Annotated in this window: 14 protein-coding genes; all 14 read right to left on the bottom strand. The window is 38.1% G+C overall.

The features are described 5' to 3' along the window. Window positions 1-103 precede the first annotated feature (103 nt). Complete coding sequence (locus KHA94_RS01135) at window positions 104-1,615, bottom strand: acyl-CoA synthetase (RefSeq protein ID WP_213100332.1); 1,512 nt, start codon at window positions 1,613-1,615, stop codon at window positions 104-106. 723 nt (window positions 1,616-2,338) lie between these two features. Further along, the gene (fabG, locus tag KHA94_RS01130) at window positions 2,339-3,079 is read right to left on the bottom strand and encodes a 3-oxoacyl-ACP reductase FabG (RefSeq protein WP_213100331.1); all 741 of its coding nucleotides are present in this window, start codon (window positions 3,077-3,079) and stop codon (window positions 2,339-2,341) included. A gap of 65 nt (window positions 3,080-3,144) precedes the next feature. Further along, window positions 3,145-4,041 carry an intracellular short-chain-length polyhydroxyalkanoate depolymerase gene (gene phaZ / locus KHA94_RS01125; RefSeq protein WP_213100330.1) on the bottom strand — a complete coding sequence of 299 codons (897 nt, stop codon included), beginning with the start codon at window positions 4,039-4,041 and terminating at the stop codon, window positions 3,145-3,147. Beyond that, entirely contained in the window at window positions 4,038-5,057 is a 1,020-nt protein-coding gene (locus KHA94_RS01120) for a 3-oxoacyl-ACP synthase (RefSeq protein WP_213100329.1), read from the bottom strand. The genes phaZ and KHA94_RS01120 overlap by 4 nt, the downstream gene beginning before the upstream one ends. Window positions 5,058-5,114: 57 nt before the next feature. Continuing rightward, a complete protein-coding gene (locus KHA94_RS01115) occupies window positions 5,115-5,291 on the bottom strand; it encodes a hypothetical protein (RefSeq protein ID WP_213100328.1) in 177 nt (58 codons plus the stop codon). Window positions 5,292-5,301: 10 nt separating this feature from the next. Next, complete coding sequence (locus tag KHA94_RS01110) at window positions 5,302-6,300, bottom strand: branched-chain amino acid ABC transporter permease (RefSeq protein WP_213100327.1); 999 nt, start codon at window positions 6,298-6,300, stop codon at window positions 5,302-5,304. A 4-nt stretch (window positions 6,301-6,304) separates the two neighbouring features. Continuing rightward, window positions 6,305-7,165: a branched-chain amino acid ABC transporter permease gene (locus tag KHA94_RS01105; RefSeq protein ID WP_213100326.1), complete on the bottom strand. Its 861-nt coding sequence runs from the start codon at window positions 7,163-7,165 to the stop codon at window positions 6,305-6,307. Window positions 7,166-7,182: 17 nt separating this feature from the next. After that, window positions 7,183-7,890, bottom strand: a complete 708-nt coding sequence (locus tag KHA94_RS01100) for an ABC transporter ATP-binding protein (protein WP_213100325.1) — start codon at window positions 7,888-7,890, stop codon at window positions 7,183-7,185. Beyond that, entirely contained in the window at window positions 7,868-8,641 is a 774-nt protein-coding gene (locus KHA94_RS01095) for an ABC transporter ATP-binding protein (RefSeq protein ID WP_213100324.1), read from the bottom strand. Before KHA94_RS01095 ends, KHA94_RS01100 begins: the two co-directional genes overlap by 23 nt. Window positions 8,642-8,737: 96 nt before the next feature. Continuing rightward, window positions 8,738-9,976, bottom strand: coding sequence for a substrate-binding domain-containing protein (locus KHA94_RS01090; RefSeq protein WP_213100323.1), 1,239 nt, complete (start codon window positions 9,974-9,976; stop codon window positions 8,738-8,740). Window positions 9,977-10,213: 237 nt separating this feature from the next. Then, the gene (locus tag KHA94_RS01085; RefSeq protein ID WP_249365260.1) at window positions 10,214-13,465 is read right to left on the bottom strand and encodes an AfsR/SARP family transcriptional regulator; all 3,252 of its coding nucleotides are present in this window, start codon (window positions 13,463-13,465) and stop codon (window positions 10,214-10,216) included. A gap of 399 nt (window positions 13,466-13,864) precedes the next feature. Further along, window positions 13,865-14,431, bottom strand: coding sequence for a signal peptidase I (gene lepB, locus KHA94_RS01080; RefSeq protein WP_213100322.1), 567 nt, complete (start codon window positions 14,429-14,431; stop codon window positions 13,865-13,867). A 34-nt stretch (window positions 14,432-14,465) separates the two neighbouring features. Continuing rightward, window positions 14,466-15,086 carry a TVP38/TMEM64 family protein gene (locus KHA94_RS01075; RefSeq protein ID WP_213100321.1) on the bottom strand — a complete coding sequence of 207 codons (621 nt, stop codon included), beginning with the start codon at window positions 15,084-15,086 and terminating at the stop codon, window positions 14,466-14,468. 117 nt (window positions 15,087-15,203) lie between these two features. Next, window positions 15,204-16,142 (bottom strand): LCP family protein, encoded by a 939-nt coding sequence (locus tag KHA94_RS01070; protein WP_213100320.1) that lies wholly within the window; start codon window positions 16,140-16,142, stop codon window positions 15,204-15,206. Window positions 16,143-16,568: the final 426 nt, after the last annotated feature.

The following is a 16,568-nucleotide window of genomic DNA, read 5'->3' as shown; positions in this document are numbered from 1 at the left end:
AGAGTTTATTAAATTGAGTTCTGTAAGATTAATGGAAACTCTCGACTACACGTAAAAAAGAAAAGCACGAAGAAAAAAATTAATTACTTCATGCTTTTCTTATCTATTTTTCTAATTCAATTTGAATACCAATCCTTTTTAATTCTTTTTTATCCACCTTGCCTACATGAGTCTTGGGCAATTCCCTTAGAATGATTATTGTTCTTGGAATCTTAAATCCTCCTAGTTTAGAACGGCAATACTCTTGAATTTCCTTTTCTGTTAAAGCACCATCACCTTTTAAACTAATAAATGCTGAAACCCGCTCACCCCATTTTTCGTCTGGAAGGCCAATAACTGCAGCTTCATTTACGTCTGGGTGTGCTGATAACCATTGCTCTATTTCTAATGGGTACACATTTTCCCCACCGGTAATGATGATCTCTTTTTTTCTTCCTACGATGTAATAATAGCCCTCTGAATCCTTTTTAGCTAAATCTCCAGTATGAAGCCAATCATTTTTTTTCGTATCCTTCGTAGCTTCTTCATTATTCCAGTAATGGCTGAATGTATGCTTTCCTTTAATCAGCAGCTCACCTGTTTCATTTTCTCTTGCCTCTGTTCCATCTTCTTTTACAATCTTTACTTCATTAATAATCATCGGCTTGCCAACAGAACCTCTTTTCATATCCGCATCCTCTAAAGCAATAAAAAAGTTATTCGGTCCTGCCTCTGTTAGTCCATATCCTTCTTTAAACTGGAGCCCCTTGTTTTTAAATTTTGCATAGATTTCTAGAGGACATGGCGCTCCCCCAGATAAAAAAGTTTTAGTAAAAGGGAAATAAGCATGGCTAAATTCTGGAGTTTCGCTGATCATATGGTACATAGTAGGCACGAATAAGACAATTGTACATTTATAAGAATTTAAATAATCCATTGCTTGGACGGGATCAAATTGATCTGCAATAACTACTTTTCCCCCACTCATGAGTAGTGGAATAGAAAGCGCATTTAATCCACCTGTATGAAATAATGGCAAATAAGTTAATGTAACATCCTTATCATTTAAGTTCCAGCTAATAATTGTATTTATCGCATTCCATATAATGGATTGGTGTGAAAGAACGACTCCTTTTGGTTTTCCAGTTGTACCTCCAGTGTAAATGATAAGAAGAGGATCTGTTTCTAGGAATGCTGTTTTTTCCATTCCTTCTATTTTGTTTTTTACTATTTGCTCATATCGTTCACTATTTGTTTGAATCATTTTAGAATGCTTATTGGTGACTTTCATAACAATATTAGAAAAATCTGAATGGCATCCAATTATTTTAGGTGTGCAATCTTGAAGAATATATTTAATTTCCTCACTAGATAAGCGCCAATTTACTGGTACAAAAATCGCACCTAGCTTTCCGCAAGCAAATAACAAATCAAAATGACTAATATGATTTGGTGATAGTAAGGCCACACGGTCTTCTTTTCCTATCCCTTGATCGGCTAACCAACCTGCTAATCCATTTGCCCGGTTATTAATTTCTTTATATGTAAGCATTTGATTTTTTTCGGCTTCAATAATGGCAATAGAATTCGGTGTTAATCTCGCTCTATTCTCCAGCCAATCAAGTTCCCACCCCACAACAATCGCTCCTTCTTCCAAGATAATTTTATTGTAGGATAGAAGAGTTACATCTTAGTTACACGGAAAAGCGGAAGTGCCTTGCAAAGGAACGTCGACTAAAGACCGCCACGGCGTCCCAAAAGCTCCCCTTTTGGTCGTGCGATGTGTCGCTGACGAAGCTTTCCTTGTGCTGTGGCAAAAATCGACGTCAGTATATCCTGTGCAAGTCCGCCAAGCATATATCTTCTTTTTATAATAGTTTTCTCTTTTTGATTACCGTTAGCTCGGTTTTTCTTCGTTGGCGGGCATCAATCTATCGCTTTGATTACCGCTTGCTCGGGTTTTCTTCGTTGGCGGGCACCAATCTATCGCTTTGATTACCGTTAGCTCGGTTTTTCTTCGTTGGCGGGCATCAATCTATCGCTTTGATTACCGCTTGCTCGGGTTTTCTTCGTTGGCGGGCACCAATCTATCGCTTTGATTACCGCTTGCTCGGGTTTTCTTCGTTGGCGGGCACCAATCTATCGCTTTGATTACCGCTTGCTCGGGTTTTCTTCGTTGGCGGGCACCAATCTACCCAACCAAATTAAATCAATAAAAATATCGCATACAAAAAGAGCACCCCTCGATGCTCTTTTCCGAAATTCCCCCAAACATTCAAATGCATATTTCACGATAATAATTATTACTAAAACACAATTGCCCTAATGGAACCCGTTCAATAGGAGCCTTATTTTTTACTTACATCATGATCCCGCCATCGACATGCAAGACGGTGCCGTTGACATAATCTGATTCGTTTGATGCGAGGAAAAGGTAGGCATTAGCAATATCCTCCGGGTTACCTAGTCGTCCTAAAGGGATCATCATTTGCATTTGTCCAATTACCTTTTCGGGAACTTTAGCTGTCATTCCCGTATGAATAAACCCTGGAGCAACTGCATTTACATTAATTCCTTTACGACCCAACTCCTTTGCCCACGTCTTGGTCATCCCAACTACCCCTGCTTTCGTTGCAGCATAATTCGTTTGCCCAATATTGCCATACACTCCTGAAACAGATGAGGTGTTTATAATTTTTCCTTTTCCCTGTTCGATCATGGCAGGGAGTACCGCTTGGGTGCAATGGAAAACTCCAGTTAGATTTACATCAAGCACGGACTGAAAATCTTCACTTGATAATTTCGAGAGCATTCCATCTCTTGTAATCCCTGCATTATTAACTAAAATATCAATTTTTCCAAATGAATCTTTTACAGCCGTAACCATTTGATCAATACTTTCTCTTTCAGCAACATTTACCTCGAAGAACTCCACATTATATCCCTTGTCTTGCAGCTCCCCAGCTCTTGCCTTACCTAATTCTGCATCATAATCAGCCAGTGCTACAGACGCTCCTTCGCGTGCAAACGTCTCTGCTGCTGCAAAACCAATCCCATTCGCAGCACCTGTAATAATGGCTACTTTTTCTTTAAGTCTCATGTATTTCCCTCCTCAATGTCTAGCTTCAGCGCCTAGGGGCTCGAGGTCAAGGCGCTTCCGCATATCTAACTATCCAAAAATTCCGACATTACTTGAAGCAGCTGCTCCAAATCATCGATGAGTGGTGAATGTCCGCAATCTTTTAATTCGACGAAGAAAGCATTCTCTCCTATGTCATCCACAATTTCTTCATTCATTTCCTTCGTAATCACCAAATCACGATCTCCATAAAGGACGAGTGTCGGAATTTTAATTTTTTCTGCTTCCCCTGTTCCTTCTGTTAGGCCATTGAATTCCTTACTAATGTTAAATGTATTCAATGCATGCAGGATTTCAGCATAATTCCTTTGTGTGAGCATATCATCGATATATTTTTCATATCTCTCAGGATCTGGTTTGTTTTTTGTATAAATGACGGCATCGTAAACCATTCTTAAAAATTCACGATTTTTCGTTGCATATACTTGCTCAGTTGTTACTACCTTGGTTTTCTCGCGTTTTGTTTGATCATACGATTGGACACGCTTCGTTAAATCCGGAAGTCCATTTTCATTTGATTCATAGAGAGGATATCCCCGTGTAGATCCAGATGCAAGCAAAATCATTTTATCGCAAACATCGGGATTATCAGCTACATACTGCATACAAACAGCTCCGCCTAAAGACCACCCAACAATTGTAAAGTTTTTAAGTCCAATTGCTTCTATAAAATACTTAAGATCTTCAGCAAGCTCTTTAATTGAGTAGAATGGTTTATGATAACTTGAAAGGCCAAAACCTCTCTGATCCAAAGCATAAAGTTTATATTTTGGGTCCATTTTTTCTAGAACAACATCCCAATGCTTAGAGGAATTCATATTTCCATGAACAAGAAGAATTTTTTGACTCCCCCCTAATCTTTCCCGATAGCTAATCATTTCCCCATTAGGCAGTTCAACTTCTTTTATCATGATTTCATTCATTCTACTATCTCCTCTCCCCATTTTATTGTGGTAGCACCCCAGGCATAACCTATGCCTGCACTTACTAGAACTGCGACATCACCGTTATTTAATTTTCCCGATTTTTCAGCAAGCTCCAGCGACAATATTTGATCAATTTGACCGATATGGCCATAATCTTCTAAATAGATTGAAGCATCTTCAGAAAGACCTAACTCCTTTAATACATAATCATGTGCTGACTTTTTCATATGGAGCATCCCAACATAGGAAATACCTTTTTCGGAATATCCGCTTTTGTGGACAGATTTACGAATAACATTCAAAAAGTTGCCCATAGATTTTTGCTCTAAACGCGCCTTCATACCTGCAGGATCAAGAACATCTAATTGATAGCGACCTTCCTCCAACGCAGTACTAGTTAAAGGATATTTCGTTCCACCTGCTACAACGACAACATCCTCGGAAAAAGAACCATCTGTCATGATCTCAGTTTCTAAGAGACGATTTTTTTTAAGTCCTTTTTGTAAAATAATCGCGCCACCGCCAGCACCAAGATTATACATAAATCTTGTCCTTGGATTTTTGTAATCTATAAAATCACCATTCCTGTATCCGCCAGCAAGAAGCACTGTGTTAATCTCCTGGTCTGCAATCATAAGGCTTTTCGCTACCTTTAAAGCCATGACAGTCGTTCCACAGCGAAGGGCTGTATCAAAAGCCCATGCATTAAGAGCTCCTATTTCCTCCTGAAGCTTAATTCCAGCTGTCCAAAGTGGATATTCTTTATGTTCTTCCCCAATATAAATGACCACGTCAATATTTAGTGGATCTATATTAGCCTTCTTGATTGCCTGCTTTGCAGCTCTTATACCCATTTCACATGTGTGATCCTCTACACCTGGAATAGTCTTCTTTTTTATCCCCATTTTACCTTCCACAATTTCTTTCGGAATTCCTGCCTCTATAGCAATTTCTTCGCCAGTTATATATTGATCAGGCAAATAGATTCCAGTACTTAGAATACCAATCTCCAATACTTCAGCTCCTTTCTTATCTAATTTCGTCCATCATGGCAAGGCGCCTCCGCTTTTCTATGAATCTCCAATAATATTTTTCATGTAGGACATGGCTTCATCTATGGTTTCAAATAATATTTCTATATCTTCCTGAACATGGGTTACCTTTATTCGCCATTTTTTCTTTCCTGTTTCATCGATGTCTGCTAAATGAAATCGGACAACAAATGAGGCAATCTGTTTTTGCTCCATCCTTCTCCCCCTAACTGGCGATTTTCTCTTCAGCTTTTTTCTCCTCTTTTTTCGTACGATTCAGTTTTATCTTTTTTAATGTACCGACAATTCCCATTGGAAAGAACATAACGGCTAAAATATAAATGATGCCGAAAAAGATTATCCAGCGCTCAAAGATCCAATGGACCTTTGCCAATTCAGTTAGCCAATGATGGGCAAATTCGATGAGACCAGCTCCAATAATCGCCCCAACTAAAGTACCGACTCCACCGATGATTGTCATTAGCAAGGCATCTAATGTTATATCCATTGTGAAAACACTTGTATTAACAAAACGCAGTGACATTGAATATAGAAGCCCAGCAAGCCCGGCCATAACACCAGAAATGACACTCGCAATCACCTTATAATGAAGAATGCTATACCCAAGAGATTCTGTTCTCTGTTCATTTTCACGAATCGCTTGCAGAACTCTTCCTAAAGGAGAACTTGTAAACCTTCTTAAAATTGCAAACACGACTATCATCGTTACAAGACAAATAAGATAAAAATCAGTACGATCCTTAAAAAGATCAGGAATTCGAAATGTAAAACCATCATTCCCATACGTGACAGTTCGCCACTTCTCAGCTAAAACAAGAAATAGACCTGAGAAAGCAAGTGTTAGCATCGCATAAAAATGACTCTTAAGCCGTAATGTTAATAATCCGAGAACAAAGCTTACGATCGCAGTTAAAACAATTGTTACCAAAACTGCTAGAAGAAAGTACGGAATAGTTGGCTCGAATTGCTTCATAAACACACCGATTGTGTATGCACCTATACCAAAAAACATTGCATGCCCAAATGAAACAATTCCGGTATAGCCAAGCAGAATGTCATAGCTCATGGCAAAAATGGCAAATATAAATACCTGTGTTAATAAAATTAGAAGTGTTCTAGATTCATATACAAATGGCAAGACGAGGAGAAAGACCGCTGTTATCACGTACAAAATGTTCATTCTATTGTTCATTGATTTTCTCATCTCCTCACCCCTTCAATCCAAACAAGCCTTGTGGTCTAAAAATCAGTACGACTGCCATTAAAAGCATATTCACTGCTAAAGAAAGTGACGGAACATAATATGCCATAAAGGAGCCTGATACACCTACTAAAATGGCTGCTAAAATAGAGCCTGGAAAACTGCCCATTCCTCCAATTACAACAACGATGAAGGCCAGGATTGCAAATTCTAGGCCCATTTCTGCATAGATAACTCCTGAATAAGGCCCAAGCATAGCGCCGCCAAGTGCCGCCATCCCTGCTCCAATCATAAAGACAAGCATAAATACCTTCTGAATATTAATACCGAGAGCCTGAACCATTTCTTTGTCCATAACCCCCGCTCTTACAATCAACCCTATTTTTGTGTTTTTCAAAATGTATTGAACTAGACCAAACACGAGAATACCAACTGCAATAATAAATACTCTATACTTGATAATAATGACATTGCCAAGCTCCCAGCTGCCTGCTAAATAACTTGGAGGTGAGGCGGATATTTGATTAGGACCCCAGACCACTTTAAGTAGTTCTGACAAAACAAGCATTAATCCTAGAGTGATTAAAATTTGCTGAACATGATTTCCATAGACTGGTTTTATTATCCATCGTTCTGTAAGCAATCCAAGGATAAGCCCTGTCAAAATAGCTCCAGCAATTGCAATCAAAAAGCTTCCTGTTGTTGCGTATATCCATGTCCCGCTATATGCTCCCCATGCAAAAAGCCCTCCATGAGCAAAATTTAGAACATCCATTAAACCAAAGATTAGTGTTAACCCTGCAGCAAGAAGAAAGATTAACATTCCAGTCGCAAGGCCGTTCAATGACAAATTGATTAATACATCCATGACTTCTCCTCCTTCCCTTACGCAATCCCTAAATATTTTCTCCTCATTTCTTCATCTTCTTTTAAAAGATTCATTGATCCTTCGCTTACTGTTTTTCCGTCATCAATAATATAAAACTTGTCTCCAATCGTGCTTGCCATCATGAAATTCTGTTCCACGAGAACGATTGTTGTCTTTTCCTTCATTTGCAATATCGTTTCCATTACCTTTTCAACGACAATTGGAGCCAGCCCCTTACTTGGTTCATCAATTAATAAAAGATCATTTTCATTGATATATGCCCTTGCAATGGACAGCATTTGTTTTTGCCCTCCACTTAAGAGCCCTCCTTGTTTTTTCCAGAATTTTTTTAAATCTGGAAATAGCTCTAGTATCCAATCTAATCTTTCCTTTGTTGCATCATCATTATTTTTCATAGCTACTTTCATATTTTCTTCAACTGTTAAACCTGAAAAAATCCCCTGATCTTCTGGAACATAGCCGATGCCTTTCTGTGCGACCGTGTACGTCGGTAAGCCTTGTATCACTTCCCCCTTATAAATGACCTCTCCCTTTGATGGAGGATTCAGCCCCATAATCGTGCGAAGTGTTGTTGTCTTTCCAGCTCCATTTCTGCCAAGCAGGACAGTTACCTCACCTTCTCGCACTTCAAAAGAAACCCCTTGCAAAATATGATACTGTCCTATATACGTTTCAACTTCACTAAGCTTTAACTGAGTTGACATCGTACAACCCTCCTAAATACGCGGACTGAACAATCTCATTTTTCATGATTTCATTTGGTGTTCCATCAGCAAGCAATTTGCCATTGAATAAAACCATGACGGAGTCTGATAAATCCATAATCATATCCATTTTGTGTTCAATTAATAAAATCGTTCGATCATTTCCACGCTTGATTTTTCTAATAACATCCAAAATTGCCGGCACTTCTTCAACTGACATTCCTGCTGTCGGTTCATCAAGAAGAAGAACCTCCGTATTTAGTGCTAAGAGCATGGCAATTTCAAGCTTTCGTTTCTCACCATGTGCTAAGTTTCTTGCAACAATCTCCTTCTTATTGTCAAGAAGCACGAGTTCTAACCATTCTGCAGCCTTTTCTTCAAATATTCGATATTTCTTATAATGCGCAAGCATTTGAAAACGGGTACCAGCTTGTGATTGGACTGCTAGTCTTACATTTTCTAATACAGTTAAGTTCGGGAAAACATTTGTAATCTGAAAGGAGCGCCCTAGCCCAAGACATGTTCTTTCTGTTGGTGACATTTTTGTAATTTCTTTATTTCTGAAGAAAATTTGCCCTTTGGTCGGTAATAATTGACCACTTAATAAATTAAAAAAGGTCGTTTTTCCAGCACCATTAGGACCAATGATTGATTTAAAGTGATTTTTTGGCACTGATATATTTACACCATCTACGGCAGTATGACCACCGAAAGAAATGGATAGTCCTTTTGTTTCTATGATAGGTTCCACTTTCTTCACCGCCTACTTTTCAAAAATTTATTAATAGAAAGAATGAACTTCGGTAACATAACCGAAGTTCATTCTAAGGAATAATTCCGAAGACCATTAGTTTCTAATCGGCGGTTCTGTCTCTTCTGGGCTCAGTTCACGCATTAATATTGGAACAGGATAGGGTACGCCATCCTTCTTCTCGAGCTTAATTGCATATAGGGTTTGAAGCGCCTGATGATCTTCAGGACGGAAAGTCATCTTGCCTTTAGGTGTTTCAAAGCTCATCCCTTCCATTGCTTTAATTAATGTATCTGTTTTTGCGTCTCCTTCTGTTTTCTTTAATGCCTCAACAATAGCGATTGCTGCACTCATCCCTCCTGGGGTGAATAGATCTGGGACCTCCCCATTAAAGCGTTTTTTATGCTCTTCAACTAGCCATTTGTTGATATCATTACTTGGTAAATCATGATAATAAACAGTGAATCCTTCCATTCCAATAAGCGGCTCCATTGTTGCTAAAGCAGCAATATCTGGTGCACCAGTGGAAATTTTTATTCCTTTTTCCTGAACCTTCATATCTGCAATTTGATTCCATGGAGAGTTTGCACCAGCCCAGATGACAAATAAATAGTCAGGCTTAGAATCGATAATTTTTTGAATATTTGATGTAAAATCCGTTGCAGCCGGATCTGCGTATTCTTCATGAACAATTTCTGCGCCAAGCTTTAATGCAGCTTCCTTAAATGCTTGTACTCCATCCCGTCCAAAGGAATAATCTGGTGCTAGCGTAGCAATCTTAACTCCTTTATCGGCAATTGCCGCAGCACCCGCAACAGCATCCTGTGAGGAGTTTCGAGCTGTCCGGAAAATATATTTATTAAATTCTGATCCTGTAATCGAATCCGCTACGGCTGGTTCTACCACCATTATCTTTTCATACTCTTCAGCAAGCGGCAGTACGGCAAGTGTGTCTCCTGAGCTGGAGGAGCCTACTAAGAAATCTACCCCATTTTCCTCAAGAAGCTTTGTTGCTTTCTGAACAGCGACTTCAGGCTTAGTTTCTGTATCCTCTACAAATACTTCAATCTTTCGGCCTGCTACTTCTCTTGTACCGTTTGTTGCGTAATCAAGTCCTAGTTCGAATCCTTGTAAAGTTTGCTTTCCATAGGATTCCAACCCTCCAGTCTGTGATGCAAGAACACCGATTTTGATCGGCTCACTGTTTTTTGCTTCACCCGGTTCTTTTGAATTATTCTCCTCATTTCCAGCTTTTTCTGAGTTGCATGCACTAGTGAATACCATCACTAGAATCAGAAAGCAAATAAAACCCATTTTACGAGACAGTGCTCTCATCCTCTTTCCCCCTAATGTTTAGTTAAATAAAAGCCTCTCAACTCTAAAGCAATCATATTGAATGAGGGTTACAAATGAGTTACAAATAAAGAAAAGCGGAAGCGACTTGGTCAGCCCCGACAAGCATAAGACAAGCCTCACAGGGGCTAGTCGCTGGAGCTAGACAAAGAAAAGCGCAAGCGACTTTTCAGCCCCGACAAGCATAAGCAAAAAGAAAAAGCAGCCTTTAAGGGCTGCTCAGAATGAGTTCAAAGTATTTCCGGCTTCTATTATCATTTCATACATGTGGCGTGTCGGATCAAGTGGAGAAACTCCAAGTTCCTCTTTTAGAGTTTCACAGCATTTCTGATACCACTTTAGAGCAAATGGGCGATTATTTTTCCTATAATAGCAATACATCATGAGTCTGTATGCTTCCTCCCATGTTCGATCCTTTTCAAGTATTTTTCCGCACCAGTGTACGGCTTTATCATATTCTTCATTTCTTACATAAAGCTGTGCAAGCTTTTCTGCTGCTCTTATAAAATAGACGGCTAACCTTTCTTTTTCATTAATACACCAATCTTCGAATCTTCGTTCTGGCAGATAATCCCCCTTGTATAATTTAAGCCCCTTTTCCAAGTAATCCTTTGCCTTTTCCTGCTCATTTTCTTGTAATCCTGAGGCAATCCATTGTTCAAAGCTATGACTATCTAACTCTAGAACTGCATGTGGATTTAATCCATAAGCAGTCCCATCTCTAATAATAAAAAACGGAGTACCTCTTGCCTTCCTATTTGGTTCAAGTACATTATTTAAAGCATTCAAAGCAACTTTAAAGTCACGAGCAGCACTTTTTTCATCCTGATCAATCCATAGAAGCTGAAAAATTTCATCTTTTGGAATTAATTTATCGTGATTGGTAATAAATAATTGCAGCAATTCTTTTGCTTTCCCTCGCTGCCAGTCCTTTTCTTCTACTTCCTTCTCTCCCAGCCATACTTGAAATTTTCCCAGGGTATGGATTCTTAATGTGTATCCGGGATGAGAATCAAGCTTTGATAAATTCATTTCCTGAAGCAGTTTTGCTACATATCGCGTCATGATGTTCTTCTTCTCTGCCTCAATGAGAATAGGGGCAAATATTTGTAAATCCCTTGGTCCTAAAAACGTCCTTTTATTAAATATATATTCATATTCCCCAGTTTGAACTTCTTTTAATAGAAGAGGGAGATATTCAAGAAATGATGAAGAATCATTTTGACAATAATAAGTGTATGTTTTCCAAAATAGACAGAGCATGTATCCATATTGATCCCCGCACTGATTGAAAATTTTTGTTGATTGATCGATATATGCCAAACCATTTGTGAAGTGTCCGCTATAAACAGATGCTATTCCCATTGATAGCTGAATGAGAGCCGATAACCAAATGTCTTTTACCTTTTCCGTTTCAACTAGAGCTTCTTCCCCAGCAGCGATCGCTCTTTCATATTCTCCTTTATTTCCATATAGAATACATAGTCCCATCAATGGCTCTGCTTTTCCTCTTTCTATTCTTAGCCTATTCATGATTTCAAGAGCTGTTTCATAACACTGTTTGGCTAAATTTTTATCATAGTCATTCACAATTTGAATGGCGTGTCCCATTCTAATCCAGCCACAAGCCTCTACATACAGTGACTTTGTGCTAATCCCATTCTGTATTCCTTCCTGTGCATAGGATTTAGCTTGAATACCATTACCACAAAAAGCCTCTATTAGTGATAGCAGAAGCTCAGTTTCCCTATGAGATTGAGGCAATAATGATTTCTCTGCAGTTACTGTTTCCTTTTTATCATGAACCAATATTTTTTTAGCTTTCTCAAATCTTCCGGTTCTTAAATATAATCTAGCCTCTAAATTGCCATTAAATTGTGGAATGTTCAAAAGCTGTGCTCTTTTAATCCATTTTTCTGCCTTTAAATACTGTCCCGAGTTTAATAGATTCTCTGCAAGAAGCTGATAAAGCTTACCCGTTTCTCCCTCTGATTCAATTTTATTATTTTCTCTTATTTTAATTGCCTGATAAAGAATTCTTTCCGCTTTATTCGGCTGAGTCGTATCAAGATAAATTCTTGCCTGCCCTTCTAGTGCTCTACTTATTTCTAATAAATTATTTTTATCAGCAGCTATTTTGGCAGCTTTGCCGTAACATTCCTCCGCTTCATTGTACATAGAGCGGTAACGAAGAACCTCTCCCTGCAAAAACCAGAGGGAATAGAACCTATTCTTATCATTATCAGAAATGGATATTAAGCGGTCATAAAGATTTTCTAACTTTCCATTTTCTAACATCATTGGTCCCACTTCATTTAGGACAGAAGCGACAGCATCTTTTAAATTGATTTTTTCATAATGGAGCAAAGCTTCTTCCCACCGCTTCCTCCGTTCAAAATATCTCGCAGTAAGTTCATGCAATGCCCGAAAGGCTTCGGGATTCTTTTCTTTTAATTGGCTCTCCAAAAACTCTTTGAATAGGGCATGATACTTAAATTGTTTATCTCCAATTCGATAGATGAACAGATTTTTTTCTACAATTTGCTCAAGTATGGCTAAAGAGCCATTCAAGCCTAATACTGAATCACAAATCTCTTCGTTTAATTCATCGAAAATACTTGTTTGTTCTAAAAACTGCTGCAGAATTGGTGGCTGCTTCGCAAAGACCTCTAGCGCTAAATATTGAAATAAATCCTGAAGGGACTGGGACGGCTGTGCACAAAGACCTGATAGATTTTCATGCTCGGGAAATTGTTGTGCAATCATTCCAATGGCAATAACCCATCCCTCTGTTAACAAATAAATTTGTTCTAATTCTTTTTCTCCAACCTTTACATCATAATAATCACTAAGCAGGAGTTCCGCTTCTTCCATTGTCATAATTAGATCATCTTTCGTCATTTCAAGCAGCTGATTACATACCTTCATTTTTGTAAGCCTCTTCCATGCAGGGCGGCTACGGCTTGATATGATCATATGTATATTTGCTGGAATATGCTCAAGGAGAAGTTCCATCCATCTATTAACTGTATAAGATTGTTCAATCTGATGGAAATCATCAAGAATGAGATATAATTCATCTTCTATCGTAAGCAGTTCATTGATAAATAGTGAAGAAAGCATACTTATTTCTTCTTCCCTTATGTATCTGTCCATATCCTTCATTATCAAAGCCAGATCTCTTCCAAACTCAGTGAAAGAAGCTTGAACCGTGTAAATTAAATAAGATAGGAAAGGAAGAATATCATCATCTGCTGCCGTTATCGAATACCAGCAGCAGGTCTTTTTTTCGTCCTTTACAAAGAGAGCAAGCGCTGTACTTTTTCCATAGCCAGCACTAGAATGAATAATTGTTAACGGATATTTGGAAATCGTTTTCATTTTTTTCGATAGGGCCGCTCTTCTAATAGATTCTTCCTTCACATTTGGAACGATAAGCTTTGTTTTAATTATAGGCATAGATTTATACAAAGTATTCCCTCCCCTCTGGTCATATTTTCCAATATCAATATTTACATTAATTCTCCAATTAGTTTCCTTTTTCCTTCTAATAAAAAGGCGGTGTTAAACTTCCCTGTTGATTTCCGCTGCAGGCACTTAGCGATCGCGGGCGGTCCGGAAGTCTCCTCGTCGCTATCGCTCCTGCGGGGCCTCCCTTTGACTCGCTTCTCCCGCAGGACATTGAATAATCTTCCCCGAATTATCACCGCACGAAGGAAATGCGAATGCATTTTCGAGGATCTCGCGCCTTCCGCTCCAATCAACAACCAAATAGCATTTTCAACACTAAGCTTTAACACAGCCAATAAAAAAGGACCCGATTATACGAGTCCTTGCGAAAATGGAAGTCAATTATATTTATGGTCTAAATTAGAATGAAATATCCATCTCATTTATCGGCCAATATCTTAAATTAACCTTTCCGACTACTTGATCCATAGAGATGAAGCCATAGTGACGGCTATCCCAGCTTTTAGGGCGGTTATCCCCAAGGACAAACAGCTTTCCTTCTGGAACAGTTTCCTCTCCAGTAGCCTCCATTAAAGTGAAGTCAGCTGTGAGCATGCTTCCAAATGCTTCTTCTTGATAGTTTTCACGATACTTTTCAAGATATGGTTCATTTACTTTTTCACCATTAATATAAAGTTCATCATTGCGATATTCAATTTTATCTCCAGGAAGTCCAATGATTCTTTTCACAAAATCTTCTTCCTTATTATGATGAAAAACAATGACATCAAATCGCTGCAGATCTCCAATTTGATTTCCAATCTTATTGACAATTAACTTATTCCCGCTTTCGAGGGTTGGCTCCATTGATACACCTTCAACAACATAATTGGAAAAGAAAAATGTACGAATAAAAATAAAGATGATCATCCCTATCGCAAAGGCCTTTATCCACTCGATACCCTCTTTTTTAATGCTCTCTTTCAACTCTGCTCTCCCTCCTTGTTGAGCTAGAATGTTCTTACTTTTGAAACTTCCTTTCTCTTTCCATTTTAATATTCATTTTTATTTCTATTCTCTTTCCAACATACCAAAGAATAAAAATAATAACACCAACCATTGCGGATCGGATTGGCTGTGTAATGAGTGATTTTATGTCATATCCAACGAAGCTGACTGTAAAAATCATGACCATTTTACCTGTTAATACAGCGAGCAAATATTGGGCTATGCTAATTTTGGATAGACCCGCTACAATATTTACAACTGCGGATGGTGTAAATGGAAAACATATTAGAATAAATAAGGGGCCAAACCCATGTCTTTCCACCCAGGCCATTAGCTTCTGAACCTTTGGATGCTTTTTAAGTACTTGCAGCATCCGCTTTTGACCAAATTTCCGTACAATTAAAAAAACTAACATTGCACCAAGGACGGCCCCTATCCATGATAATAAAAAGCCCAACCATAATCCAAATGCATTAGCATTTGCGATTACAAATAAAAATAGAGGTAGAAATGGCAAGAAAGCTTCAAGCATAGGAAGCAAAATTCCCGGCAGCGGGCCGAATGATCGATACTTTTCTATTAGTTCCATTATATGATCTAGTGTTAACCAGTCCTTAAGTACCTCGAATTCCATTCATGATCTCCTTGTTTATCACTAACTGCTTTTTATTCTTCTAATTAAAGATTGTGCCTCATTACATATTTTTACCTCTTTCTATTTAATTGTACACCCATTTTGGTAAAAAGAATGCTAATTGGCTAAAAATTCATGAATTGCTTGCTTATTTTTTTCAAAGTCGATATCTAAGACTGATCCAATGCCTCCACCTATTCTCTTATTTTGGTAAGTAGAATCCAATGGAATGCGTAAAGTTTCAATATCACGATTATTTTTTGAAATAAGGTCTTTTCCAATATAGAGTATATCCGTTGGATCCATGTTTGTATTTACAAACGGTGTCATAACCCCTACTAATTTAGGCAGCTTTGTGATCGTTTGGAAGCTGGCAAACTGGTTAGCCACCTCTTTTATAACCTTTTGCTGGCGTTCAACCCTGCCAAAATCTCCTTCTGCATCATGGCGGAAACGAGCATAAGCGAGGAGATGCTCACCATCAAGCCTTTGCAGTCCTGGTTGTAATGTAACTCCGATGTTTTCAGACATTGCCTTTTCAACTTCAATTTCAACTCCCTGTGGAAAAGCTTCATCGATTAGATTAACAAAGCCTTCAAAGTCGACGATTGAATAATATTGGAGATCAATATCAAAGTTTTCTTTGATCGTTTGTCTTACTAATTCTGGACCTCCAAAAGCAAAAGCTGCATTAATTTTATTTTTTCCATGTCCAGGTATATTCACATACGTGTCCCTCATGATAGAAATTAATTTGTATGAGTCTTTATCTGGATGATATTGCGCTATCATTATAGTATCTGAACGTGAAGTTCTCTCTCCACGTTTATCGATTCCCAGAAGAAGAATGTTTGTTTCTCCGTTCTTGCCTTTATTGCCATGAAACTCAAATTCTTGCTCAGCAACTCCTGTCTTTTCTTTCGATTGTAATACTCCCTGCTTATATTGAAAATAAGAATAGCCTATTGTACCGAAAAATAGCAGAAAAAGAATAAGAACGAATATTTTCCACTTCTTCTTTTTAGGCTTTTTTTCTTTATATCTTTCTGATCTCATTTTAATTATCCTTTCTTCTATCATTAATAGAAAATTAACCTTCAAATATATATGACTACTTATCTTCTAAAAAAGTTTCCTTCCTTCTAATGGTATTTCTTGGCTAAAAGGAAAATTAAGTTTATTAACTATTAAAGTAATCTAATAATATCAATAAAGTTTCTGCTTTGAAGATACCAAGTTTTTTCAATACTTTATCATTTTCTATAATAATTTGTCCTTTAAAAATAATCATTTCCGTTAGAGGTTACAATTCTTATTTGCTAAAGAAAACTCGCCGATTGGCGAGCCTTGAAAAGGCGAAGACAGAGGCGTAGTTGCACTTATCGCGCTCATACATGCCACGTCCTGTGGCATTCGCCCGACTAGGACATCCTGTCCGTCGTACTTAATTCCTAAAATTGGAAACTACATCGAATCATCTTC

The sequence above is a fragment of the Cytobacillus citreus genome (assembly GCF_018343665.1).
In the GTDB taxonomy this organism is placed as follows: domain Bacteria; phylum Bacillota; class Bacilli; order Bacillales; family Cytobacillaceae; genus Cytobacillus; species Cytobacillus citreus.
This window is presented reverse-complemented; position numbering and strand designations above follow the sequence as displayed.

What these genes read in the sequence shown, in the direction of transcription:
- fabG (WP_213100331.1), bottom strand. Translation starts at nt 3,079, where the DNA reads ATGAGACTTAAAGAAAAAGTAGCCATTATTACAGGTGCTGCGAATGGG.
- phaZ (WP_213100330.1), bottom strand. Translation starts at nt 4,041, where the DNA reads ATGAATGAAATCATGATAAAAGAAGTTGAACTGCCTAATGGGGAAATG.
- KHA94_RS01115 (WP_213100328.1), bottom strand. Translation starts at nt 5,291, where the DNA reads ATGGAGCAAAAACAGATTGCCTCATTTGTTGTCCGATTTCATTTAGCA.
- KHA94_RS01110 (WP_213100327.1), bottom strand. Translation starts at nt 6,300, where the DNA reads ATGAGAAAATCAATGAACAATAGAATGAACATTTTGTACGTGATAACA.
- KHA94_RS01105 (WP_213100326.1), bottom strand. Translation starts at nt 7,165, where the DNA reads ATGGATGTATTAATCAATTTGTCATTGAACGGCCTTGCGACTGGAATG.
- KHA94_RS01100 (WP_213100325.1), bottom strand. Translation starts at nt 7,890, where the DNA reads ATGTCAACTCAGTTAAAGCTTAGTGAAGTTGAAACGTATATAGGACAG.
- KHA94_RS01090 (WP_213100323.1), bottom strand. Translation starts at nt 9,976, where the DNA reads ATGAGAGCACTGTCTCGTAAAATGGGTTTTATTTGCTTTCTGATTCTA.
- KHA94_RS01075 (WP_213100321.1), bottom strand. Translation starts at nt 15,086, where the DNA reads ATGGAATTCGAGGTACTTAAGGACTGGTTAACACTAGATCATATAATG.
- KHA94_RS01070 (WP_213100320.1), bottom strand. Translation starts at nt 16,142, where the DNA reads ATGAGATCAGAAAGATATAAAGAAAAAAAGCCTAAAAAGAAGAAGTGG.